Annotated in this window: 18 protein-coding genes and 1 pseudogene; 8 read left to right on the top strand and 11 right to left on the bottom strand. The window is 50.4% G+C overall.

Annotated features, from left to right (window positions below; translation table 11 throughout):
* Nucleotides 1–102 precede the first annotated feature (102 nt).
* Nucleotides 103–1,437: a globin-coupled sensor protein gene (locus PsAD37_RS03910; protein WP_084407649.1), complete on the bottom strand. Its 1,335-nt coding sequence runs from the start codon at nt 1,435–1,437 to the stop codon at nt 103–105.
* 333 nt (nt 1,438–1,770) lie between these two features.
* On the opposite strand from PsAD37_RS03910, the gene PsAD37_RS03915 reads away from it, so the two are divergent.
* A complete protein-coding gene (locus PsAD37_RS03915; protein ID WP_208991675.1) occupies nt 1,771–2,235 on the top strand; it encodes an Rrf2 family transcriptional regulator in 465 nt (154 codons plus the stop codon).
* A 196-nt stretch (nt 2,236–2,431) separates the two neighbouring features.
* A complete protein-coding gene (locus PsAD37_RS03920; protein ID WP_063295024.1) occupies nt 2,432–5,350 on the top strand; it encodes a bifunctional diguanylate cyclase/phosphodiesterase in 2,919 nt (972 codons plus the stop codon).
* A gap of 775 nt (nt 5,351–6,125) precedes the next feature.
* Here the strand turns inward: PsAD37_RS03920 and PsAD37_RS29665 are convergent.
* A pseudogene (locus PsAD37_RS29665) lies at nt 6,126–6,320 on the bottom strand (2Fe-2S iron-sulfur cluster-binding protein); the annotation flags it as partial.
* A gap of 161 nt (nt 6,321–6,481) precedes the next feature.
* Entirely contained in the window at nt 6,482–7,300 is an 819-nt protein-coding gene (locus tag PsAD37_RS03930; protein WP_063295026.1) for a methyltransferase, read from the bottom strand.
* Nucleotides 7,301–7,463: 163 nt separating this feature from the next.
* Here PsAD37_RS03930 and gltS point away from each other — a divergent pair, with 163 nt between their 5' ends.
* Nucleotides 7,464–8,720, top strand: coding sequence for a sodium/glutamate symporter (gltS, locus tag PsAD37_RS03935; protein ID WP_208987965.1), 1,257 nt, complete (start codon nt 7,464–7,466; stop codon nt 8,718–8,720).
* 38 nt (nt 8,721–8,758) lie between these two features.
* On the opposite strand, the gene PsAD37_RS03940 is transcribed toward gltS, so the two are convergent.
* Nucleotides 8,759–9,235 (bottom strand): hypothetical protein, encoded by a 477-nt coding sequence (locus tag PsAD37_RS03940; protein ID WP_063295027.1) that lies wholly within the window; start codon nt 9,233–9,235, stop codon nt 8,759–8,761.
* A 240-nt stretch (nt 9,236–9,475) separates the two neighbouring features.
* Here PsAD37_RS03940 and PsAD37_RS03945 point away from each other — a divergent pair, with 240 nt between their 5' ends.
* Nucleotides 9,476–10,072, top strand: a complete 597-nt coding sequence (locus PsAD37_RS03945; RefSeq protein WP_063295028.1) for a DJ-1/PfpI family protein — start codon at nt 9,476–9,478, stop codon at nt 10,070–10,072.
* 50 nt (nt 10,073–10,122) lie between these two features.
* On the opposite strand, the gene PsAD37_RS03950 is transcribed toward PsAD37_RS03945, so the two are convergent.
* The 4 genes from PsAD37_RS03950 to PsAD37_RS03965 all read right to left on the bottom strand — a co-directional run bounded on the left by PsAD37_RS03950 (nt 10,123) and on the right by PsAD37_RS03965 (nt 13,412).
* Complete coding sequence (locus PsAD37_RS03950) at nt 10,123–11,901, bottom strand: M10 family metallopeptidase C-terminal domain-containing protein (protein WP_153039669.1); 1,779 nt, start codon at nt 11,899–11,901, stop codon at nt 10,123–10,125.
* Between the two features lie 41 nt (nt 11,902–11,942).
* Complete coding sequence (locus tag PsAD37_RS03955) at nt 11,943–12,146, bottom strand: hypothetical protein (protein ID WP_063295030.1); 204 nt, start codon at nt 12,144–12,146, stop codon at nt 11,943–11,945.
* A 478-nt stretch (nt 12,147–12,624) separates the two neighbouring features.
* The gene (locus PsAD37_RS03960; protein WP_063295031.1) at nt 12,625–13,077 is read right to left on the bottom strand and encodes a cysteine rich repeat-containing protein; all 453 of its coding nucleotides are present in this window, start codon (nt 13,075–13,077) and stop codon (nt 12,625–12,627) included.
* Nucleotides 13,078–13,100: 23 nt separating this feature from the next.
* A complete protein-coding gene (locus PsAD37_RS03965) occupies nt 13,101–13,412 on the bottom strand; it encodes a hypothetical protein (protein WP_063295052.1) in 312 nt (103 codons plus the stop codon).
* Nucleotides 13,413–13,783: 371 nt separating this feature from the next.
* On the opposite strand from PsAD37_RS03965, the gene PsAD37_RS03970 reads away from it, so the two are divergent.
* Together PsAD37_RS03970 and PsAD37_RS03975 are read left to right on the top strand one after the other, a co-directional pair.
* Nucleotides 13,784–14,758: a hypothetical protein gene (locus PsAD37_RS03970; protein WP_063295032.1), complete on the top strand. Its 975-nt coding sequence runs from the start codon at nt 13,784–13,786 to the stop codon at nt 14,756–14,758.
* A gap of 81 nt (nt 14,759–14,839) precedes the next feature.
* Nucleotides 14,840–15,325: a RidA family protein gene (locus tag PsAD37_RS03975; protein WP_063295033.1), complete on the top strand. Its 486-nt coding sequence runs from the start codon at nt 14,840–14,842 to the stop codon at nt 15,323–15,325.
* Here PsAD37_RS03975 and PsAD37_RS03980 read toward each other — a convergent pair.
* The gene (locus PsAD37_RS03980) at nt 15,322–16,314 is read right to left on the bottom strand and encodes a GlxA family transcriptional regulator (RefSeq protein ID WP_063295034.1); all 993 of its coding nucleotides are present in this window, start codon (nt 16,312–16,314) and stop codon (nt 15,322–15,324) included. The two genes, PsAD37_RS03975 and PsAD37_RS03980, sit on opposite strands and share 4 nt — an antisense overlap.
* Nucleotides 16,315–16,428: 114 nt before the next feature.
* Between PsAD37_RS03980 and PsAD37_RS03985 the strand changes: the two genes are divergently transcribed.
* Nucleotides 16,429–17,220 (top strand): MBL fold metallo-hydrolase, encoded by a 792-nt coding sequence (locus tag PsAD37_RS03985; protein WP_084407650.1) that lies wholly within the window; start codon nt 16,429–16,431, stop codon nt 17,218–17,220.
* A gap of 30 nt (nt 17,221–17,250) precedes the next feature.
* Here PsAD37_RS03985 and PsAD37_RS03990 read toward each other — a convergent pair whose 3' ends face one another.
* The gene (locus PsAD37_RS03990; protein WP_063295035.1) at nt 17,251–18,132 is read right to left on the bottom strand and encodes a LysR family transcriptional regulator; all 882 of its coding nucleotides are present in this window, start codon (nt 18,130–18,132) and stop codon (nt 17,251–17,253) included.
* 128 nt (nt 18,133–18,260) lie between these two features.
* On the opposite strand from PsAD37_RS03990, the gene gstA reads away from it, so the two are divergent.
* A complete protein-coding gene (gene gstA / locus PsAD37_RS03995) occupies nt 18,261–18,869 on the top strand; it encodes a glutathione transferase GstA (protein ID WP_063295036.1) in 609 nt (202 codons plus the stop codon).
* Between the two features lie 142 nt (nt 18,870–19,011).
* Here gstA and PsAD37_RS04000 read toward each other — a convergent pair whose 3' ends face one another.
* Nucleotides 19,012–21,885, bottom strand: a complete 2,874-nt coding sequence (locus PsAD37_RS04000) for a pitrilysin family protein (RefSeq protein ID WP_063295037.1) — start codon at nt 21,883–21,885, stop codon at nt 19,012–19,014.
* Nucleotides 21,886–22,208 lie beyond the last annotated feature (323 nt).

Genomic DNA, 22,208 nt, shown 5'->3' on the forward strand with positions numbered 1-22,208 from the left:
CGTTTAAATTTCTCAAGGCATGCAGAGCACTGGTGTTTGTCTTTTGGTTGAAAGACAAACACCAGTTTTTTGTAGTGCAGCTAACGCAAGTGCGAAGGCTTTCTATCGCAAGTTGCCGAGGAAAGTGCCAACCGAAGAACGCAGGTCAGCAGCCTGATTGGATAAAATTTGTGCAGCGTCAAGCACACCAGAGGCGGTTTTATCGGTTTCGTCCGCCGCTTTTTGCACTTGGCCGATGCTATCTGACACCTGCGTGGTCCCCAATGCAGCATCCTTGATGTTCACAGCAATGGATTGCGTCGCGATGCCTTGTTGTTCAACCGCACTGGCAATGGCATTCGCGCTGTCATTCATTTCTTCAATGATCACTTTGATCTCAGAGATAGCCTCTTTGGACTCACTTGTGCTCTCCTGAATCCCAGAGATCTGATCGCTGATCTGCACAGTCGCATTCGCTGTCTGCTGAGCAAGCGATTTCACCTCATGTGCAACCACCGCAAACCCTTTGCCCAACTCACCAGCACGCGCCGCTTCAATGGTTGCGTTGAGGGCGAGCAGATTGGTTTGCTCTGATATTTGAGTAATTAAATCAATAATATCACCAATCTCGATTGCCACTTGGGACAGATGATTGACCTGCTGGAAGGCCTTTGTGGATGCGAGTGTCGCGTTGGAGGCTGTAATCGTTGTTTTGTGAACCTGCTCGGCAATCTCGGAAATGGCAGTCCCCAGTTCCTCAGTTGCGGAGCGCACCGCCTCCACGTTTTGAGAGGCATCCAGAGACGCTGCTGCCACGCTGGAACTGATCTCGTTGGTGTGCTCTGAGTTGCCGGAAAGAGAAACTGCAGACCCATGTAGCTGATCTGCAGCGCTGGCAATGGAGGACGTGACTTGGCCCACGGATCCTTCAAAATGCTCTGCAAGGTCCGTTAGAAACTCTTGACGCGCCTCTTCCCCGGTCTGTTCATAAACCGCCAGCGCAAGGTCCATATCAAGCAGAATGACCTTGTTGAGGATGTGAGGCAGGTTCTTGCTTGATCGGCTGGAGCGGGAGAATAAGCCGCCACCAGACTGCTCAAGAAGAGCTGTGCTGAGCAACGTTCCCAACCTGCTGTAAGCTCCGATATACCATTGCGGTGTCAGGCCGAGCCGCTGATGCGTTCTGCCGATCCGCTGCACAGATTGAGCATAGTCATCATCCAACTTCCCGCTGCATATGAGCCGCCAATGTTCATGCTGCTTCTCCCGTGCATGACGCATGTGCTCTTCATTCTTGAAAAACTTCATGGTCTCAGGAAAGTTTCGAATGTGTCTATAAAACTCATCCAAGACCTCCGGCATGATTGCCATGATAATATCTTGGGAGTTTCCAAGTTCTTCCAGTTCTGCCGAAGAAATACAGTGATACTTCAATCGATCATCGATAGTTTCGCTCATTAGAAATCCAAGCTTAATAAATCATAGTTTTCGTTTATTTCAATTATTACGTAAGGAAATATTGGGGTCACGAAAGAGAAAAACGCAAAAAAAGTTACTTACGCTAAGTATAGAAGATAAATTCTAATTGACCCAGCGTAATGGTTCGGATGTGTGTAGTTGGTAATTGTATTTATATTTTGATAACTTTTGATGGAGATCAATGTTCCCATGTGAGTACTGCTCTTTTGTAGTATATGACCGGCGTCAATCAATAAAAATAATACCCCAAATGTTTTTATTAACTGTAATTCGATGAAGCAATTTCAGCTTTAGAGTAAGGTCGAGGTACCTATGAAATTAACTGGGATGACAGATGTAGCGGTACGCATACTGATGCTCATGGCTGTCAACCGGAGCGACAAGTGGACAATTGACCGCTTGTCTGAGGCAACCAACAGCGGGCGCCCTCAGGTCGCCAAGGTCGTGCAGATCTTAAACCGGAAGGGCTACATCAAATCCAGACGAGGGCGATTGGGTGGTCTGATGCTTGCTCATGCACCAGCTTCTATCAACATCGGTAAACTCATCCGGAATGTTGAAGACAACTTCGCACTAGTGGAGTGCTTTGCATGCAATCCTGCCAAACCATGCCCACTATCGGGTGTCTGCCGTTTCGAAGGCAAGCTGAAGCATGCGCTGAACTCTTTCATGGAAGAGTTGGATGCAATCAACTTGACGCAGATTATTGAAAACGCAGATGAAATTAGGACAAGCGTTGAAGTGAACGCTGAGAGAAAGCTAGAGCTCTCTGCCTAGTACGATGCAATTAAAGTGCATTTAACCAACCTGCTTTCGTGAGCATTAACCGACAAAACTCATAGTTTGGTAGTGCTCACGCCTGCTTAAGACAGTTTCGCGACAATCAGGCCTTGTTCATGAGACCTCTGTGCCCTCACGCACGAGGTTTTTGTTCATTTGGCGAATAGCAAACTGTTCGGCGCAGGCAATTTCTATGAGACGAGTCCGGCACTCAATTTCTCTTAAACTAGCAATCATCTCTGTTGTCGCCATTGCTCTATCTTATTTCGCGCTAACATTTCTCGTTGTAATTCAATGGAAAAGAACGCTTCAACTCCAAAGTGAGCAACTCTCTCAAATCGCTGTAAACCAGTTTTCCACCACGCTTGAACGCGATGTTGCGTTGATAAGACACCGTATCCAGTCTCAGCTATCCGAAACCGCAGCCAGCCTTTCTGCCATTGGCGAGCGCGGCGACATCGTAAAAGCCGCAGAAACCCGCGTCTGGGCAGGTGATGTGAACATCCTGTCACTGGTGCAGGAAGGCACGCCGCTTGATGCTATTATCCTGCTGAATTACCGCGGCCAGATCGTCGGAGCATCCAAGCGCGCCGATCCGGGACTAATCCAGAAACAGCTCCTCAAAGTTCATCTGAAACAGTCGCTTAGCACTGTCTGGACACCGTCCACGGGCACAGGCCCAGCCGTCAGATACACGCTTCTTCCAGCCACTCAATTTGGCCCGTTATTGCCGGGGGAGCCTGATGCAGGCGTCTCTCAGGTCCTTTATTCCTCACTCATTGACCCGGGGACCCAGTGGCGCGGAGCCTTGGTGGCGCAGCGTTGGTTTCCCTTCAATTCCGGTGTAATTGACGAATACAGCAAAATCTCAGGTGCCGAGATTGCGATCTTCTATCAGGACAAGCTGGTTGGCGCCTCGCCACATGCACCGGTCGAAGCGCTGCAAATGCCTGAAAACCTGCGTAAACTTAAGATCCTGAATACCGCATTCGAGTTCTGTGACAACGGTCCATCCCCGCTCGTGATTTGCGCCTTCAAGCCACTGGAAGTCTTGCTGGACGCACAGGAACGCCTACGCAATGTGGGCGAAGAGACCAGCGCTCAGACTTTCCAGCGGCTTATCGTTTTGGGCTTCACAGCCTGCCTCATCATCTTCATCGTAGCCCTGTTTGTTTCCCGCAAAATGTCTCAGCCATTGCAGCGCATCGCAGATGCTCTCTCTGATGTGGCCGGAGGGAACTTCGATGTGCGGGTAGAAGGTACCCGAAGAATGGACGAGGTCGGAGAGATTGCCCGCGCCGTCAAAGTGCTCCAAGCCTCCGCTCGTGAGCGCGACAGTTTGCGTCTCAACATCCAGCGCAAGAACAAGGAATTGCGCAAGCAAGAACAGCAATTGGTGAAGCAAAATACGTTATTCGACGCTGCTCTCAACAATATGTCTCATGGGTTGTGTATGTTCGATACACAGAAAAGATTGATTGTGTTTAATCAGCGCTTTGATGACATCTTCGCTTGTGAGCAGGGTGAGGGGAAAATTGGTATGACATGGGACGAAATGGTCCAATGTATGCCGTTGGCTCAGGAGTTCTTGGAGGAGGCAGACGAAAACTCTGTCGCTCAACAGCACTGGCCCAGCTCAGTACGCAGCACCTTCACGCTCACACTGCAAAGCGAGCAGGTCATTCTGATGACGCTTGAACCACAAGATGGCGGTGGCTGGGTTGCTATCTTCGAGGACATCACCGACAGGCAGCGCATCAGTGATCATCTGAGCTATCTTGCAACTCACGATGCCTTGACCAAACTGCCCAATCGCTTGCTGATGAACGAACGCCTGCAAGAGATGAAGCAAGCCGCCCTTGAGCAGGATGAGCACTTTGGCATTTTGTGGATGGACCTCGATGAGTTTAAGACCATCAACGACTCATTGGGCCATGCTGTTGGTGATAAGCTCCTGTGCCACATCGCTAAAATCCTACGCGAACAGGTAACCAACAAAGAGATGGTCGCCCGTCTCGGAGGGGATGAGTTCGCGATCCTATCCAAGTTGCCTGCTTCGCGAGAGGATCTGGAGCAGCTTGCCAAAGAAGTGCTGAAAGTCATTGCTTCTCCATGTTTCCTGGAAGGTCATGAAATCGTGGTCGCTGCGAGTGTTGGGATCGCGACATTCAGCAAGGAACATCAAAACGTGGATGAGCTTATCCGCTTTGCCGACCTTGCTTTGTATCAGGCCAAAAATGATGGCCGAAACACTTTCCGCTTCTTCGAAGATGATATGGCTGCCAAGATTAAGCAACGCCAGACCTTGATCACTGATCTCTATAAAGCTACCGCAAACAGGGAGCTGGAGGTCTACTTCCAACCACAAGTCATACTGGCAACCGGCGAAATCTCGGGGTTTGAGGCACTACTGCGCTGGAACCACCCACGCTACGGTTTCATCTCACCATTTGAATTCATCCCTTTGGCAGAAGAAACCGGTTTGATTCTGGAGATTGGGGCATGGGTGCTGGACGAGGCCTGCTCCCTAGCCGTTGGCTGGCCCAAACGGGTGAACTTGGCGGTCAACCTGTCACCACGCCAAATCTACTGCGAGCAGCTTTTGCCCGTTGTTGATGATGTGCTGGCCCGCACCGGTCTGGATCCCGGACGACTTGAGCTGGAAGTGACAGAAACCGTGTTGCTGGCAGATCATCTGCGCGTGCGCCAGACCTTGGCGAAGCTGCAGCAGATCGGCGTGAAGATCTCCATGGATGACTTCGGAACGGGCTACTCCTCACTGAGTACGCTTCGCCGTTTCCCCTTTGACAGGATTAAAGTCGATAGATCATTCGTGATGAGTATGACTGAGGATGACGACTCCCGCTTCATCGTCAACTCTGTCATAGATCTTGCAAACAGCCTGGGTATTACAACCACGGCAGAAGGCGTTGAAAGCAAAGAGATCTCAGAGCAATTGAAGGCTATGGGATGTACAGAAGCGCAGGGCTACTACTTCGGCAAACCTGCACCACCCAATCAGGCGCTCTTTTGGATGCTGGAAGAAGCGCGCGGCATCACATTGGAAGCTCAGGTCAACAACTCAAAACTGACCAAGAAAGCCGCTGGCTAGATAGTCACTCAGCAGGTTCCATCACAGCGGCATCATCAACGGGTTCTGCCACATCATCCCACGGTTGGAAGTTTGGAATACGCCCGTAAGTGGCTTGTGCCTCAATGAAAACATGCTCAAGGCTGGCAATAAAGTCGCGCGAGCCAGCCATATAAGCCATGTCAAACTCGGTGAGATCTGGCAGCAATGCTTGCAGGGTTTCAGCGGCTCCAATACCTTGCAGGTCTGCAAAGGTCGGCTGTATGCCACGACGGTTCAGCCAGTTAAACACCTGCTGAAACTGGTCTTGTTTCAATGATTGATCCAGAATGAGTATCTTCTCACGGCGTGGCTGTCCCATGACGGAACTCAAAGCCATTGCCCAGATTGGAGGCAGACTGTTCGGTCCAGCAACCATAATCAGTGGCTCATCATCATGCCCAAGAAAGGATGAGCCATAAGGACCGGTAATGCCAACACGTCCCTTCACATCGCCTTTCTTCGCGAGCATCGCAAAAAGATCAGGGGTATTAGCCTGCTCAATGAGGAAAATCAGCGTGTTGAACTCTGTTCCTGCATCCAGCGCAAAACTGGCGAACAGGTTCACCCGCTCCTGGCCGCTAAACTCAACATGGTAATACTGGCCCGGATGCCATGAAATCGGCTTGGTAAAGCTCAGGCGCAATTCGAAGAGGTCTTCGGAAACCTTCCGCACTGCAGAAACATGCCCCTTAAGCGATTGCAACTCAGAGGATGCGGGCAGCTTCAGCTCAGCATCGCCAGCAACCGTTGCCTTACAAGCAAGAACAGTGCTTTTCAGCCGAGAGCCATTGGCTTCCACCTCACCGGAAATCACAGTAACACGCGTGCTTTCACAAGTGCTATTCCCGCAGTCACACTGCAAAGCTAGTCCACCGCGCTCAGCGACTTCTAGAAGTGTTTCACCAAGCTTGGCATCAATTGATCTGCCATTGATATTAAGACTGGTCATGGGCACCCATGTTGCTCCGCATATGTGACGGACGTATCTAAGGTTGTGCAAGTTATAGAGCTACACGCTTATTTCCTAGGAGGAAATCTAAGTCATTCGCGACATTAATACAATTTTAACAATTAATAGTCACCTGACTTTATCTAGTTATTTTTACGCCCTTAGCTCTTCTTGTAGGCCGCAATAACCAGATGACCCGGAACTGGCTCACCCTGTTCAAAGCGTACGGTGATCGGCGAAAGATCAAGAATGGTAAAACCACTGCTCTCCAGCAAGCTCCGAACATAGCTCTCAGCGTGCGCAAACCGATGGTACTTGCCCACCATGAAGTTCTGCTCGCCTAACTCCTCTGCAGGAAGTGTCTCAGAGGAAAATGCAAAGACACCATTGGCTTCAATGTTGCCCGCTACACCGGCGAAAAACTCTTCCAGTTCGCCCATGTAGGGCAGCACATCAGTCGCGACGATGAGGTCCCAGCGCTCTTCTTCCTCAACCTTGAGAAATTCAACCACTTCACCCACGTAAAGGTCGTCGTAGATTTCCTTCTCATCCGCAACTTCAACCATCCCCTCGGCAATGTCCACGCCGGTTTTATGGGGTACTAGGTTATTCAGGGCTTCACCGGAAAGGCCAGTCCCGCAACCAAGGTCCAGCAAACGTTTGAAGGAGCCAAGTTCCAGCTTTTCAATCTTGTCACGCACCATCAGCGGAACGGAATAGCCAAGCTGATCCACCAGAACCATGTCGAACACTTCGGCATGCTGATCAAACAGCGTGCTCACATAAGCATCCGGCGCTTTGAGGGGCGCATTTCCTTTGCCCATACTTGCCAGGCGAACGGCCACGCCACCATGATCTTCCGGATCTAACTCCAGAACTGCTTTGTAGGCTTCAGCAGCCTCGTCAAACTTGCCTGCTTTTTCCAGATCCAGAGCCCGGTTATATGCGTCAGCAAGTGCTTCATTGTCTAGTTTAGTCATGGGGACAGTTGAGCCGCTGTAATATTGAAATTGAAGGTCTTCCTTACACAAGAAATTCTCGAAAATCTACGCAATACATAAGGTTTTGTTGCCGCATCAGAGTAAATAAAATGGAGCACCCCGATTAAAATACGCAGATCACTTTTAAACGGGAAGTGAGGTCATGCTGATAAAACCAAGGCTGGTGAACAGTGAGGCCCGTATGGAAGGTGCGCAACCTGAGCTAATTGAGATTGATCCATTTACGACAATCACAATTGCAATTCTTGTTTTGTTTGTCGGACGAGAGCTCGTTCGAAAAAGTGTAGCCCTTCGCAAACTGACGATCCCTGACCCTCTGGCTGGCGGATTGCTGTGCGCCATTCTTGTTACTGTGCTGACAGTCTGGTGGGGTGTGAAACTTAAATTCTCGACAGAACCGATTGATTTCTTTCTGATTTATTTCTTCGCGGCAATTGGCCTTCGTGCAAAGGTGAGTGACCTTCTTACAGGTGGCAAACCACTTATCATTCTCATCATCATTTCCTCGGTGTTCCTTGGCGTTCAGAATTTTGTCGGTATGGGGGCGGCCAGCGTCTATGGCTATCCGGTACACACAGGCATTATCGCCGGGTCAGTCTCGCTATCCGGTGGGGTAGGGACAACGCTTGCATGGGCACCGATTTTTGCTTCAGAACTTGGCGTCGCAAATGCGCAGGAGATCGGCATTGCCTGTAACACTGTTGGCATCGTGTCTGCGTGTATCATCGGCGGACCAATTGCTCAGTACCTCATGAAACGGCATAAATTGGCAGGATCCCTCAGCACAGACGAAGCTGTCGGGCAGAATTTCAAGGATGATGGTAAGCTGAATCTGCACTACTACGATGTTCTGGGCGCCGTCTTCTTCATAAACATGGCAATTTTCATCGGCTACATGATGTATCTTGGCCTGCAGGAAGCTGGTGTCGTTATTCCGGTATTCGTGCCAATTCTTGTCGCAGGCATCATCATAAACAACGTGGGCCGCCTGCTGTTTCGCAACTACGACAATGTTGGTCGCGAAAAAGGCATGGCGATGATCTCAGACATCAGCCTTGGTATCTTCCTCAGCATCGCGCTGATGACCATGGACCTGCTGGTAGTCTGGCAGTTTATGGGCTTCGTCGCACTGGTGATGTCCCTGCAAATCGCACTTGCCATTAGCTATGCACTCTTTATCGTCTTCACCTCCATGGGCAAGGATTATGATGCAGCCGTTATCGCAGCAGGCTTTGGCGGGATAGCACTCGGTTCCACGGCCACAGCCGTGTTGAATATGACCTCCGTCACCCGTCAGTTTGGTGCATCGCCGAAAGCATTCCTCATTGTGCCACTCACCTGCGGCTTCTTCATTGACCTGATGAATACCTGGGTGATCTCAAACCTGATTGCGCTCTGATGTGCGTGAAGTTGAAGCTGAAAACATGGCTGGAGTAATTAAGGTCGCACGAGCAGATATCGCGAGATCGTTGCATACGGTCCGGCCTCATAGTGCACCAGCTCCATTGTGTCAGAGTTTATCATGTGCCCCTGCATGGTACCCGTATCTGGATGCTCTACAAGTGTGATGGACGTACCATCCCAACCGATCATCCCAATCACAGGTTCTTTTGATTTTGAGACCTCGGACCGTCCATCATGATCTCGCCCGGACCCAGGACTGACCTGCCAGAAGAAAACTCCCTCCAGCACCGGTCCTGTTTGCTCATCTATCCGCAAATGAGAAGGTCCGTTCTCTTGACTTTGGATATCCCGATGCCAGTAAACAGCATCTTTTTTGATCACCACCCATTGCCCAACCAGCTCTGGATAATGCTGTGGCGGTTTGCCATCAATTGCAAAGGCAACAAACGTGGCACACCCCATCATCAGTGCCGCAATCGCAGCCTGAACAGGAAGTTTCCATTGCCCCATTTATGCCTCCCCAACTCAACTTGAAGTCACAGGGCAACACATCTCAGCCAAGACCTAAATCCCTAGGATCTGACGTGGTAGTTCAGATCAAAGAAATCTGCCTGTATGGAAGCAAGAGCATCTGTTTTGTCGTTCTCATAAGAAAGGGATAGCCAATCCCGCTTCTGGAACATATAGTGAACAGAAGCTATTGTAAGTGATGGCGATCAACCCGGATGATTGATCAAAAGGATATTTGAAATGACGAAGATTGCAGTGATCCTCACCCAAGGCTTTGCTGATTGGGAATACGCATTGATTGCTGGCACTGGCGGCCCATTTTTCGGCATGCAGGTTGAGTTCTTCACCCCTCAGGTCGGTGAAGTGAAGTCGCAAGGCGGGCTCGCTGCGATTGTCTCGCGTAAGCTAGATGAGATCAGAACGTTTGAACCGACCGTTATTGTCGTTGTTGGGGGAACAATCTGGGAAACTGAACAGGCTCCGGATATCGCAGATCTGCTCAGGGCTCACCACGAACGCGGTGGTGCTGTTGCTGGAATTTGCGGTGGCACATTGGCTCTTGCCAGAGCAGGTCTGCTAAATGAAGCGAGACACACATCAAACAACGCAGAATTCCTACAGCAAAATGCGAAAAACTACAAAGGTGCTGAACACTACCAGTCAAGTGCATCCGCCATCTCGGATCGTGGCGTGATTTCCGCTCCTGGAACGGCCCCGGTATCCTTTGCAGCAGCTGTTCTTGAAGCTGCCGGGCTCGCCACTGACGCTCTTCAGCAGTTTAAGGCCATGCTTGGCGCGGAGCATTTGGAACCAGCAATGGCTGAGACGACCTCTTAAAAACTGAGTCAGTGCCCTGGGTTGATAGGGCACTGACCAGTTTCTGCTGACTACACGAAAGCAAAGTCGCTTTCGCCAAGGAGTGCAGCATCCACATTCACCAGAGAAATGGAGTTTGTTCCAAAGGTGATCACGGTATCTCCGCCATCGTCAAAGATGGTGAGGTTGGCAAACTCTGCCATGCGGCTCTTGATCATGATGAGATCACTGCCAAGTTCAAAGTCGTTGATGGTGTCATCACCTCCCAGATTGAAGAAGCAGAAGTTGTCAGAGCCTGAACCGCCTGTGAGCGTGTCGTCACCAGCACCTGCAATCAACTTGTCCGCACCAGAGCCTCCGTCCAGAGTGTCGTCCCCGGCACCGCCTTTCAGCACATCGTTGCCAGAGCCACCACGCAGGGTATCGTGACCGTTTCCGCCAATCAGCTTGTCCTTGCCACCGTTGCCGAGCAGCGTATCATTGCCAGCTTTGCCAACTAGAGTATTGCCAGCCGCATTGCCGATGATGGTGTCATTACCGCCACTGCCAATCGCGTTTTCAATAACGGCATTGTAAGCAATCGCCAGATTACTCAGGCCACCACCCACATCGGAGAAGGAGCCATCAATGAGGCTGATCATCTGGTTGACTTTACCAGCACCTGACATGTCGATGGTATCATTGCCACCAGCATCCCAAATGGTGACCGCGCTGGGCATTTTCTCAGAGAAATCATAGGCACCACCAGCATTGGAGTTGTAGCCGTAGACCGTGTCATCCGCACGGGTGGTCATATTCACCCCGTAAAGCTGCTGAAGCGCCAGAACATCCAGCGGCATGAGCGTATCCGGGAAACCGCCGTAACCGAGGTTGGAATCGGCATTACTCTCATCAAAATAGCTCATCACAGAATACTGCTGCGTATCCTGACGGAACTGAGCATGTTCATCATAAGTAATGCGAACACCCGGACCAGCGTTGTAGTCCCCCGGATGGGCCAGCCCCACAGCATGGCCGATCTCGTGCATAACAGCAAAGTGGCTGTAAGAGCCGGTTGGCAACTCATCGGTTGAGACACTGTTCGTGTTCAGCCAAACGTCGCCTTCATTTTCACCAGCGTCCGGCGAACCTGGGTAATAAGCATAGGCACCAGCACCATCCGTGGTGGAGTTGTAGTTGGAAAACAGCATGGTCGCATCGTCGGTGTATCCGTCCGGGTTCACCCGATCAAACGAGATATTGGCAATTTCTGAGTAGGAGGCCAGCACCTTCTCAATAGCTGCAATCTGCTCATCAGTGACGTGCGCAAACGTGTCTTCAACCCCGTTGTTGTTCTCACGGAAGCCATAAGTCACTGTCGCAGCTGTACCCGGTCCACTCCACGAGAGGCCAGGGCGAAGCAAGGCACCAGCACCCATATTGCCGTCATAATAAGCTTTGTCGCCTTCCACAGCAGACAAGCCGTACTGGCCGGTGCCTTCATCACCATAGGACGCCACATCAAGATAGAAAGTCCCGCTGGTTACTGCGGTAAACGTAATAGTGGAGTGTGTGCCCGGTCCTCCATCATCGTCATCCACCAACAAGTTCCCATCGGAATCCCGCAGGCGCAGATAAGGATCGTCCAAGCGGCTTTCGCCATCAAAAGTGCCAATAGCAGCAAAGGTATAGGTCTGCCCGGCAACCAGCTCGACTTCATACCAGTCGTGGTCGCCATCGCTGGCAATAGTGCCCTGAACTGTCTCGAAGATATTGTTGTCCGATCCTTGCGCATCCTTCCCCGTGTCCCTCAAACGGTAGGATGTGGACGCGTTGTCTGCGGCATCTCTGGTCTCATAGAGATTTGTCATTATGTTTCTCCAGCTTAAAATGGACATTCAGATGAATGAGTTCATTTTCGCTGGGGCTTCGGAAGGTCGTCCGTCCGCCCAGCATCTTCCAGGCACGCACGTTCCACTTGCTCAATGGCATATTGAACAGTCCGCTGTTGCTCCTTGCTGCTTTGCAAGGGGCTGCCAGCCACAGCCTCCTTCAACCGTTCAATGGCATAGGAACAAGTGGGTTCTGAGTAGGGCCGGTCAGGATTAATCGGCATTGAGGCTCTCACTCCGAAAGCGGAAAAACAGAAAGCAACAACCGCAATAAGCAATCTGGCGTTCTTCATGTGTCACAGCATCCAGTTCAAAAGCTCATGGACCATCAGAGAAGAGCAAAACACAGGTCAGGCAACAAACAATAGTTATGCATGACCGGTAGAAATGACGCCTACCGATGACCTCCTACACATTATGTAATTATCATGCGTACATGAATTTACTAGCAGTTGACGTAGGGGCAGAAAAACGAAATATCCTTAGGCGAATATATGCAAAAAGCATTATTCATCAAAGATCTGGTATTATTGATAGATTAGGTAGATTTATCGTGCATTATTATCAACTAAAATGACATCAATTAATATAATTATATTGCGCTTGTGAGGGGTGGATTAGTTTTATTCATTAGATTTCACGTGGATGAGCTGGCTGATTAACTGATTTTTCTAATCAGCCAGCAAGTCTACGCTACGGCAATCAAGAGTCTTTTTCTTTCAGGCCAAACTTCTCACTGAAGACTTCGATCACTTCTTTGCACTCAGCGCCTACTTTATCCTGCTTCTCACTCAGGCAGGTTAGGACACGACCACCGCCAACTGCTGTTTCTGAACACTGAGCTTCAATATCTGGAGCACAAATTGCCAGAGCCTGTCTGGCGTTCGCGAAGAAGAAGTCCAGGGCATCGGCGAAATCATCAATCGCAGTGGAGCATTGCTTACTGAGTTTATCCTCGTAGGCATACATGCATGCAAAAATGCGACCTTCTCCGGGTGTCACTTCCTTACAATGAGATTTTATCTCTGGTTCACAGGCTTCAAAAACGCCTTGGGCTGCATTCTTTCCTGCTGTATCCTGCGCTATCGCATTGTGTCCGGTGGCCGCAACCAACAAGCCAAGACCGAACAAGACAGCTCCGAGTGATTTAATCATTTTGGGTCTCCAGAATAGAAAAATTACGGATTAACAACGACATAGACAGTCACGCCGTTTTGAAGGACAGGTCTGTAATAGACGCCGCCGCAGTTGTAATAGGAGTTGTAGGGGTTGCAGCCAGATATAGACTGACGATAGTTGGTGCGTCTGGATGTTCTGCGAGATGTTCGCCGTGAGACGCGTCTTGATTGATTGAGATGAGGGTTTTGGGCGTTGGCTTTGCCGACAGAAAAGAGGAGAGCCACGCCTGTTGGAAGCTCGGTAAAGTCAATCTGGCTGGTATAGCCGAGTGACCCTGCGATGACCGCTGCTGCGAGTAATTTCAGTCGCATGTTTGTTTCCCTGAGTTGATGTGGTCTTTGGCACCAAACCAGTCCGATGAACGGGTGCACTGGAATTTTGCCAATCGCTTCAGCCATCGGCTTCCACGCATTTGAAGATGCTTAGGGACAAACGTTAGAGTTATCTTTCAGGGGTTACTCGCGTTTTAGGCATACAAAACCTCAGGGCACTTCGCAGGGCAACGGTTCAAGTCAGCATCAAGTTTTCATGGGGAAAAAGCTTCAAGTTTGCTCAAAGCTTGAGAGATCTCCTTCAAACTGTTTTCACTCAATCTCTCATATATGGAGGCAAGAGCTTTCTAGCTAAGCATAATGGATCGCAAAGAAATTAAGCTGTCACCGCATTGGTCTGGAGTTGCTAAATGTCGGATGTAGACGCACAAATCATCTCGCCAGAGGTTGAGGCCTGGGCAGATAATGTACTAAGCGCTTGTAATCTCAGATGGAACGGTCCGACGAAAAGTTTTGATCGCGAACCTAAAGAGAACCTGCGCATTGATGGCAAAACGCCCGTCGCGGATCACATCAATTACCTACGCAAAACATTGAAGGATACATATGCCAGGCGATCTGAGATTGCAGGCAAGGCGAAACTTGACCGAGAGCTTGCGGTGCACCTCCAACACTTTGATCAGGCCTATGTCGCAGTTGATAGTAATATCGACAAAGCACAGGCCAGTATGGGCAGAGGCGACGCAGGAGGCGCAATCAGTGATGCCGTGGACCAGCTCGAGTTCATGAGGGATGCGCTGGAAGCAGCTTATTACTCCGCAGCAAAAGACCCGGAAGAAGCCTACGCCGAGTTGCGTGAGAAAATTGATGCTGCCAAGGCTGAACTGGACGAGCTGGGTAAGGAAAAAGAAAAAATTCAGTATGATAACGCCCGCGAAGAGTTTGAGGACATCTACTCAGAAGCCAAGGATGGGCTGGATCAATCTTTGAAGACGTTGGAAGCTGACAAATTCCTCGAAGCTGAAGAAGAGTTGGAAGAAGCCAAAACCGTGATGCTCGATTTGCGATCTGGCAACAGTGAGGACATCGCAAAACGGAAGAAAGAATATCAAGCAGCTGCCGAGGATGCCCAAAAGAACATCAAAAACCTGTCTGGCAAGCTGGGTACATTGAGTAATCCGGACAAAGTCGCCGAATTCAACAAACACAAAGCCTCCGCAAACAAGTTGATCAAGAAGGTTGAGGCCGCTCTCAAGAACGGCAAGGTCAAATCTGTGCGTTCAGATATTCCGAAGCTGAAGGGTGAAGTCGAAAAGATGAAAGCTTGCTTCAAGGTAGAGCCAAAAGCAAAAGCACTGCCCAAGGGCAAATCCGGCAAAAAGTAACCCTAGGTGCAAACTGAGCAAATGGCTGCTGGTCAACACGCAGCCAACGACAGAGCAACATAATCAGGAAATGAGTTCCCCATGAAAACCACAGGCAAAGCCCTCGCGATGTGCGCTGCAATCTTGTTGAGTGGCTCAGCATTGGCAGCAGACACTGACCAGAAAACCGTCATCAATCCCGACACTCTGTCGGATTCAACCAAGTCTGGGTACGCACAGATTGTTGTTGTCGCGCCTGGTGCTCGTATCGCATACGTGGCTGGTCAGGTGGGCATTTCCAAAGATGGATTAAACACCTTTGAAGAACAGGTCGACCGGACTTTCGAAAACCTGATCAAAGCGCTGGAAGCAGCTGGCAGCAGTGTAGAAGACACGGTGAAAATCACAGTGCTCATCAAAGATCATGATCAGTCCAGACTGGACTATGTCAATAAAAAGCGCCGTGAAATCTTCGGCGCCAGCCCACCTGCAAGCACACTCATTCCTGTGCCGGTCCTTGCGACCGATATTATCGAGTTCGAAGTGGATGCCATTGCAATCGTGCCAGAAAAAGCACCAGCTGATTAAGGTGCTTGCCTGCGAAACTTCCGCCTGTACTGGGCTGGCGAAACCCCAACCTGTGCAAGGAACGAGCGTCTGAACGCGTTCTCGTCAGAATAGCCCAGTGCCTCAGAGATCGTGGCTATTGATGTCGTCGTATATTCTAACTGAGACTTAGCACGCTCGCAGCGGATGTTCAAAATGAATTGCTGCGGAGACAGTGACAGTTCTCGCTTAAAGTGCCGCAACAGGCTGCGTGTGCTCATACCTAAAAAGTCAGCAAGCTCCTGTACTTTGAGGGGGCGTGAGGACAAATTGTTCTGTACCCATTGGTCCGCACGTTCAATCGTCTCATCTCGTGTTTTTTCATGCCATGGGATCATGAAGGGCTGCTGTAAGCCTCGGCTTTCTTCAAGAACCATAAATCGCGCACATAATCTGGAAAGGGCAGGGCCTTCCAGCCGGTTGATGAGATGTAGTGCAAGGTCCAGAGAGGAAGTGCCCGCGGCGCTGGTAATGACATTGCCTGCATCAACGAGAATTTCATCACCGGCCAGCTCCACACCTTCATAGGCCGCGCTAAATTCCTTCTGTTTCCACCAGGTTGTCGTTGCTTGTTTTCCTTCCAGCAGTCCAGCTTCAGCAAGTAGAAACGTGCTGGTGCAACTCGCAGCGATGATGCTGCCGTTTTGAGAATGGTGCTGAAGTTGCTCAGCAACACCACGGAACCAGTTTGTATTGATCGTACATTGCGGCGCTGAGGTCGTGCCAATGCCGGGAAGAAACACCACATCAGGTGCAAAAATCTCCTCTAAGGAGCCATCGGGTGTCACTAAAATGCCGTTTGAAGATCGAACTGGCTCGCCATCTAACGAGTAGGTCCGGACCTGAAACGGCATGACCTCGTCGCCACGCACCTCTGCAATCTGGTTTGCAGTCTTGAACATGTCTGCGGACCCAAAGGCTGCGAGCCCCAGAAAGTTCTCCAGCAGCAAAATCGCAATGGTTGAAGTCATGCTCAAATCTCATGTGGCGGATTATGTATGATTTGTGTCTAGTCGGACTATATCAAACTTCCTGCCAAAAACTAGGATCAACGGACCAAGGTCAGGTTAGAGCAGTAGGTCAGGATGAAACTTCACTTTCTTCGCAATGCAACCCTCATCATTGAGCACAAGCAACACCGCATACTGGTTGATCCCATGTTGGGTAAGGTTGGATCACTGCCAAGCTACAGCTTCATCCGACATAAAAGCCGAAGAAATCCAATGGTTCCGCTGCCTGATGGTGCGCAGCAGCATCTTGAAGGGCTTACCGCGGCACTGGTGACGCATTGCCAGCTCGGCCATTCAGATCATTTGGACGGCGCAGCAAAGAAACTTCTGCTCTCCAAGAAAATCCCGACCTACTGCCGTTTGGATGATGAGAGCTTCATTGGGAAAAGGGGAATTCCCACCGTGCCGCTGAAGGATGAGCAACGCCAACCCTTCTTCGACGGTTACATCACCCCAATCCCAACGGTCCATGGCTACGGCTGGATTGCAAGATTCATGGGGCCCGGCGTGGGGTACTTTCTCGAACTCCCTGATGCACCTTCGCTCTACATTTCCGGCGACACTGTCCTCACCAAAGATGTCCGCCACTGCCTCAAAACCCTGAGGCCCGACATTGCAGTTGTCGCAGCAGGCAACGCAAGTTTGGATATCGGCAAGGACATCCTCATGTCGCTGGATGAGATCATGGAGTTCATCAGATTAGCGCCGGGACAAGTTATCGCAAACCATCTGGAAGCCATAAACCATTGCCCTGTAAAGCGAACGCAGCTACGGGATCTGGCAGAAAAATCTGGTGTCAGCGAAAAACTTCTGATCCCGGCAGACGGTGAAACACTCACGTTCAGCAAACAGCCGGAGTTCGCCTGACCTTAATGAGGCGATCCGGCGCGTGCCTGCTCAGCCTTCGGTTCCCATCAGGTCATCCCAGATGGCTTGCGCGACAACGCCAACGTCTCTGTCGCGCTTGCGGATCTGAAACAGGCGGGACTGGCGTGGCTGGAAGCCTTCAACGTTCAACTGGACCAGTTCACCACGCGCCAGTTCCTCTTTGATCATGTGCTCAGGTATGCCACCCCAGCCAAGTCCAGCTTTCAATATCTCCTTTTTGGCTACAGTGTCTGTCACCGTCCAACGCAATCCTCCAGGCAACAAATCCTTGCTTTGAGTAAGGGCTCCACTGCCACTGTCTGCCACAACAATCTGAGTATAACTCTGCATTTCAGTGGCCGATTTCATATGCATGCTCTGTGCGGGCTCAAAATCGGGATGTGCGACAGGTAAAATGGTGACATCGGCAAACGAAACCGCCTCTACTCGCTCCTCGGGAACACCATCCATAGTGGCGATAATGATGTCAGCACTGCCACTTAGCAGTCGTTCAATCAGACCACTCAGGTTCTCTCGAGAAAGATGAATATGTGTTGCGGGGAACTCTGATCGTACACGACCAATGATACCCAGAGTAGGTTGTAAAGGCAGAGTTGCAGCAATTGCGAGCGAGACCTCAGCCTCTTGCTTGGCATTGAGTGTTTTTGCCAAACTCCCTAGCTCGTTCATCTGTTGCATCACCCGAATGGTTTGTCTGTAAAAGATTTTTCCTGCCGAAGTCAGCTTCGGACGATAGTCCTCTCTGGATAGCAAGACTATATCAATCTCCGCCTCCAGTTTTTTGAGCATGTGACTTATGGCGGATTGAGACTTGTTTAAACGCTCCGCTGCACCGCGAAAAGTTCCTTCAGTCACAATGGCATGTAAAACAATCAGTTGCTCGTAGGTCATAGACACTGCTCACTAAACATGATTATAAAAAATAATCATTATCGTGAAAACTTAATATTATCAATCAATCATGAGGGTTGATATCCCTCGGGGTCTGAAAATAAAAACCTTGAGAAAAGAGCCTTCCCATGAAATTGTTTTACAAACCCGGCGCATGCTCACTGGCAACACACATCACACTGAATGAGATTGCCATATCATACGAGATTGATCGCGTTGACACTGAGGCCGGAAAAACCAGCACTGGTCTCGATTTCAAAACCATCAACCCAAAAGGTTATGTTCCTGCACTTCTGCTGGAATCGGGTGAGGTGCTCACTGAAGGTGCTGCAGTCCTGCAATACCTTGCAGACACACATCCAGAACACGGGCTCGCGCCCAAAGCAGGCAGTGTTGCTCGTGCACGGTTGCAGGAATACCTGAACTTCATCAGCTCCGAGCTCCACAAGGCTTTCACTCCGCTATTTACACCATCCGCATCTGTGAAGGAAAAAGAAATCGCTGCAAAAAGTGTAGGGGCCAAATTGGACTGCTTTGAGAGCCTGTTTAGTGATGGTAGATCCTATCTATTGGGTGAGAGCTTCTCAGTTGCGGATGCCTACCTCTTCGTTGTCTGTAGCTGGCCGCGCCTTGTCGGTATAGATCTGAAGAACTGGCCAAACCTTGCGGAATTTGCAGAACGGGTCAGCCAACGCTCATCGGTTCAGGCAGCAATGAAAGCTGAGGGGCTGATCTGATAAGCATCTCGCCGGTTTATGTAAAAACTTATGCTTATAAGCGGTTGTCTTGATGGTCAGACAATAGATGATCATCAACAGCGTTTGTGACAGACCTCGGAAAAGAAACGCAGGGCATTGGCTCTGCGTTTTCTATACTACTTCATTCTGGCAGAATCTTCAGCGTCACATTCCGGTCTGGCACCAGAAAATCTGATGCTGCCACGACCAGATCGTCCGGGGTGATCTGCTCCAGAATTGTCGTGTAATTCTGATAGCGCTGGATTGCCTCAGGATAGCTTACAGCCTGACTTGCCAGTTCAAACCACAGCCCATTGCTGTGTTCGGCATTGTTCATGGCTTCCAGAATAGGCTGGCGCGCACGCAGCAACTCATCCGCTGTGATATTGCCCTTCACCTGCAGTTCTTTGACGATATCCTGATAAACAGTCTCCGCCGCATCCACATCATCGAGTTTCAACTTGCTGGACATTCCAATATAGCCGAAGCCTTTGATTGTATTGGAGTTCATGCTGAACGCATAAGGGCTGTAAGTTGCGCCCATAGCCTCACGCAGTTTATCGCGCAGGCGTAGCTCTATGACGCCCTGCAACAACTGCAGCGTATAGCTCTGCGTTGCATCTTCATCATCGCTGGTTTTCCAATAATGCTGCAAAAGCGCAGCGTCACTGTCACCTTCATGGGTCAAAGAAACAGCTTGCGCCTCAGGAAACTCAATACCAGTTGCGTAGCTATGCTTTGGCGCCTCAAAGGATTGCTGCAAAGCGCCGAAAGTCTCGGCAACCGCATCCAGAGCGGTTTGAACCTCAAGATCGCCTACAATACCAATCTCGATCGGGCCCTTTTGTGCGATGCGGGAGATGATTGGCTTCAACTCCTCATAGTTCCGCTCCAGCAGATCTTCTTCACTTCCTGCACCCCAGCGTTTGTCGCCGCTATGCAAAATGCGGGAGAACTCGCGGCCACGAACGGCTTCAGCAGAGCTGCGGGAGTTCTTGTAGGTCTCTTTCAGGCTCTTTTGGTAGAACGCTTGCCCCTCAGGACGAAAAGCCGGATCTGTCAGATACGCCGCGACCACCTGCAATTGCAGCTTCAGGTCGTCCGGTGTTGTTCCGTATTGCCCGGAAATGCCATCTTCGCCAAAGGAAAGACCAACGCCAACTTGTGTACCAGAAAGAACCTTGTCCAGATCAGCAACCGAGTACTTGCCAAGACCACCAACAATAAACGCGCTCTGGAAGAAACCGGCCAAGCCATCTTTATCAGCCGGCAGGTCTTCAATACCGCGACCCGTGCGCAGAGACACAAACACCTTACCCTTGTCAAAGTCCGTCTGCTTAAAGTTCAGCACCACGCCGTTTTCAAAAGTGTAAGAGCGGATCTGTCCAAAACTGCTAATTGTCTGCTGGGCAACTTTGCCTTTGGGGCCAAAGCTTTCATAGTCAAAGCTGGTCAGCGACTTGGCTTCAAAGGCTGCAACTGGCTGCTTCTGGCTTTCTTCAAACACGGAAAGAATGGTCTCTTCAGCATTTGGAAAGGCCTCGGCAGTCGTCATAAACAGGTTTGGTTTTGCACCTTCCCAAAGCTCAAGCAGTGCTTTTGAGACTTGCGGCGCTTTCAGATCAGAAAAGTGTTTCTGGAAGAAGGCCAGATCATCGGCAGAGGATGTGGTGACGCTCTCATTGAGCACATCGCGCACGAGAACATTGGCGATTGCACGGTTTGGAATAGTCTCTTCCGCTTTCACCGCAACTTCCAGTGAGTTGAGCCGGTTCACCAACTGCCGGTCAACTTCTTCCTGTGTCACACCATAAGCCAGTGTTTGCCGCAGTTTCTGCTCCAGCAAAGCAAAACCGTCCTGCCACTTGTCTGTGGCAACGGTCGCGCTGGCAACAACGGTGTCGGCAAAGTCTTCGCTGTAATAATCCGTGCCGGCAGTGACCATAGTATCGTGAGAGGCAAGGGCTGCATCACGCAGCCGCTCTTTCAAAATACTGATCCCGATCCTGCGCAGCGTGTTTTGAATGCGGTTTTGTTGGTTATCAATCAGCTCTTGAGAAGGTTTGACGAGATAAATGCTCAACACGGTAGGCAAAGACGGTTCTACAAAAAGCGCAGCACGCGGGGCTTCGGCAACCTTCAATCTCCCAAAATCCGGCTCTTCGCTGTCCAGCTGCTCTGCATTCGCAGGGCGCTTCCAATCCGCAAAGTGCTTTTGAATGGCAGCTTCTGTTGCTTCAACATCAATATCGCCAGTCACAACCACTGTGGTCCGACCGGGCGTGTAATAGCTCTCATAAAAATCGCGCAGGGTTGTCTGGTCAACGGCATCAATGCCATCCATTGTGCCAACCGGCAGCAAGGTGCGCTGTTTAATGCCCGGATAAAGGTAATCAAATCTGGCAACCAGCGCGTCATAGCCCGGGCCGTAATTGCCGCGCACTTCAGAGGCGACAACACCGCGCTCACGGTCAATTGCACTTGTTGAGAGCGTCAGTTCACTTGCTGTCTCACGCATAATAAACAGCGCAGTGTCCAGCAACTCCGCATCTGCTGAAGGCAGAGAGAGACGGTATGTGGTGTTGTTCAGAGTGGTCGCTGCGTTGGTGCCCGCGCCAAAGGCTAGCCCTGCGCGCTCCAGCAAGGCCACCATCTCGCCTTCCGGCACATTGGTAGAACCGTTAAACGCCATGTGCTCCAGATAGTGAGCTGCACCCGGTTCCGACCCTTTTTCCAAGGAGGAGCCAGCATCAACCGCCATACGAACCTCAATCTGGTTCTTGGGGGATTGGCTCTGAACCAGCAAATACCGCATACCATTGGTCAGCTGACGAGAGATTATTCTGGGATGCAGTTTGAGGTCGGTCTCTGGAAACCAATAGGATTGCTGATCTTTAGCATCCTCAAACGTCGGTTTGGGCTGCGGGGCAGAGGTATCCTGCGCATAAACAGGAACAGAAAAGACCAGTCCAGTACTCAGCAGTGCTGGCACCATAAGGTGTCGGATTATATACATTATTTCTTCCCTGCGCCCGCCCAAGTTGCCGATGTGCTTTTGTAATGATGCTCCCTGTGTGAAGGTGTTCACGAAAGCACACCCCCATGCTTCAGCGCACAGGTTTTGCAGACCCTATTGAAGTCCGTCACAAATAAATCCCAAGCTGAACCCGAGCGCCCGCGAGGTCTTCACCTCATAAAAGCTACATCTGCCTAATTATCATAAACTTTGCTGTTATCTATATGCTTTCGCTTCATGTTGCTTTTGTGGCAAAAACAACTTTGAGGCTATGATGTAAAGCAACACCACAAAACAAAAAAACGCAGAGCCAATGCCCTGCG

Origin of the sequence: Pseudovibrio sp. Ad37, from assembly GCF_001623075.1 — a bacterium.
Taxonomy (GTDB): domain Bacteria; phylum Pseudomonadota; class Alphaproteobacteria; order Rhizobiales; family Stappiaceae; genus Pseudovibrio.

Coding starts and splice junctions, on each gene's coding strand:
- PsAD37_RS03910 (WP_084407649.1), bottom strand. CDS start 1,437: ATGAGCGAAACTATCGATGATCGATTGAAGTATCACTGTATTTCTTCG.
- PsAD37_RS03915 (WP_208991675.1), top strand. CDS start 1,771: ATGAAATTAACTGGGATGACAGATGTAGCGGTACGCATACTGATGCTC.
- PsAD37_RS03920 (WP_063295024.1), top strand. CDS start 2,432: ATGAGACGAGTCCGGCACTCAATTTCTCTTAAACTAGCAATCATCTCT.
- PsAD37_RS03930 (WP_063295026.1), bottom strand. CDS start 7,300: ATGACTAAACTAGACAATGAAGCACTTGCTGACGCATATAACCGGGCT.
- gltS (WP_208987965.1), top strand. CDS start 7,464: ATGCTGATAAAACCAAGGCTGGTGAACAGTGAGGCCCGTATGGAAGGT.
- PsAD37_RS03940 (WP_063295027.1), bottom strand. CDS start 9,235: ATGGGGCAATGGAAACTTCCTGTTCAGGCTGCGATTGCGGCACTGATG.
- PsAD37_RS03945 (WP_063295028.1), top strand. CDS start 9,476: ATGACGAAGATTGCAGTGATCCTCACCCAAGGCTTTGCTGATTGGGAA.
- PsAD37_RS03950 (WP_153039669.1), bottom strand. CDS start 11,901: ATGACAAATCTCTATGAGACCAGAGATGCCGCAGACAACGCGTCCACA.
- PsAD37_RS03955 (WP_063295030.1), bottom strand. CDS start 12,146: ATGCCGATTAATCCTGACCGGCCCTACTCAGAACCCACTTGTTCCTAT.
- PsAD37_RS03960 (WP_063295031.1), bottom strand. CDS start 13,077: ATGATTAAATCACTCGGAGCTGTCTTGTTCGGTCTTGGCTTGTTGGTT.
- PsAD37_RS03965 (WP_063295052.1), bottom strand. CDS start 13,412: ATGCGACTGAAATTACTCGCAGCAGCGGTCATCGCAGGGTCACTCGGC.
- PsAD37_RS03970 (WP_063295032.1), top strand. CDS start 13,784: ATGTCGGATGTAGACGCACAAATCATCTCGCCAGAGGTTGAGGCCTGG.
- PsAD37_RS03975 (WP_063295033.1), top strand. CDS start 14,840: ATGAAAACCACAGGCAAAGCCCTCGCGATGTGCGCTGCAATCTTGTTG.
- PsAD37_RS03980 (WP_063295034.1), bottom strand. CDS start 16,314: ATGACTTCAACCATTGCGATTTTGCTGCTGGAGAACTTTCTGGGGCTC.
- PsAD37_RS03985 (WP_084407650.1), top strand. CDS start 16,429: ATGAAACTTCACTTTCTTCGCAATGCAACCCTCATCATTGAGCACAAG.
- PsAD37_RS03990 (WP_063295035.1), bottom strand. CDS start 18,132: ATGACCTACGAGCAACTGATTGTTTTACATGCCATTGTGACTGAAGGA.
- gstA (WP_063295036.1), top strand. CDS start 18,261: ATGAAATTGTTTTACAAACCCGGCGCATGCTCACTGGCAACACACATC.
- PsAD37_RS04000 (WP_063295037.1), bottom strand. CDS start 21,885: ATGTATATAATCCGACACCTTATGGTGCCAGCACTGCTGAGTACTGGA.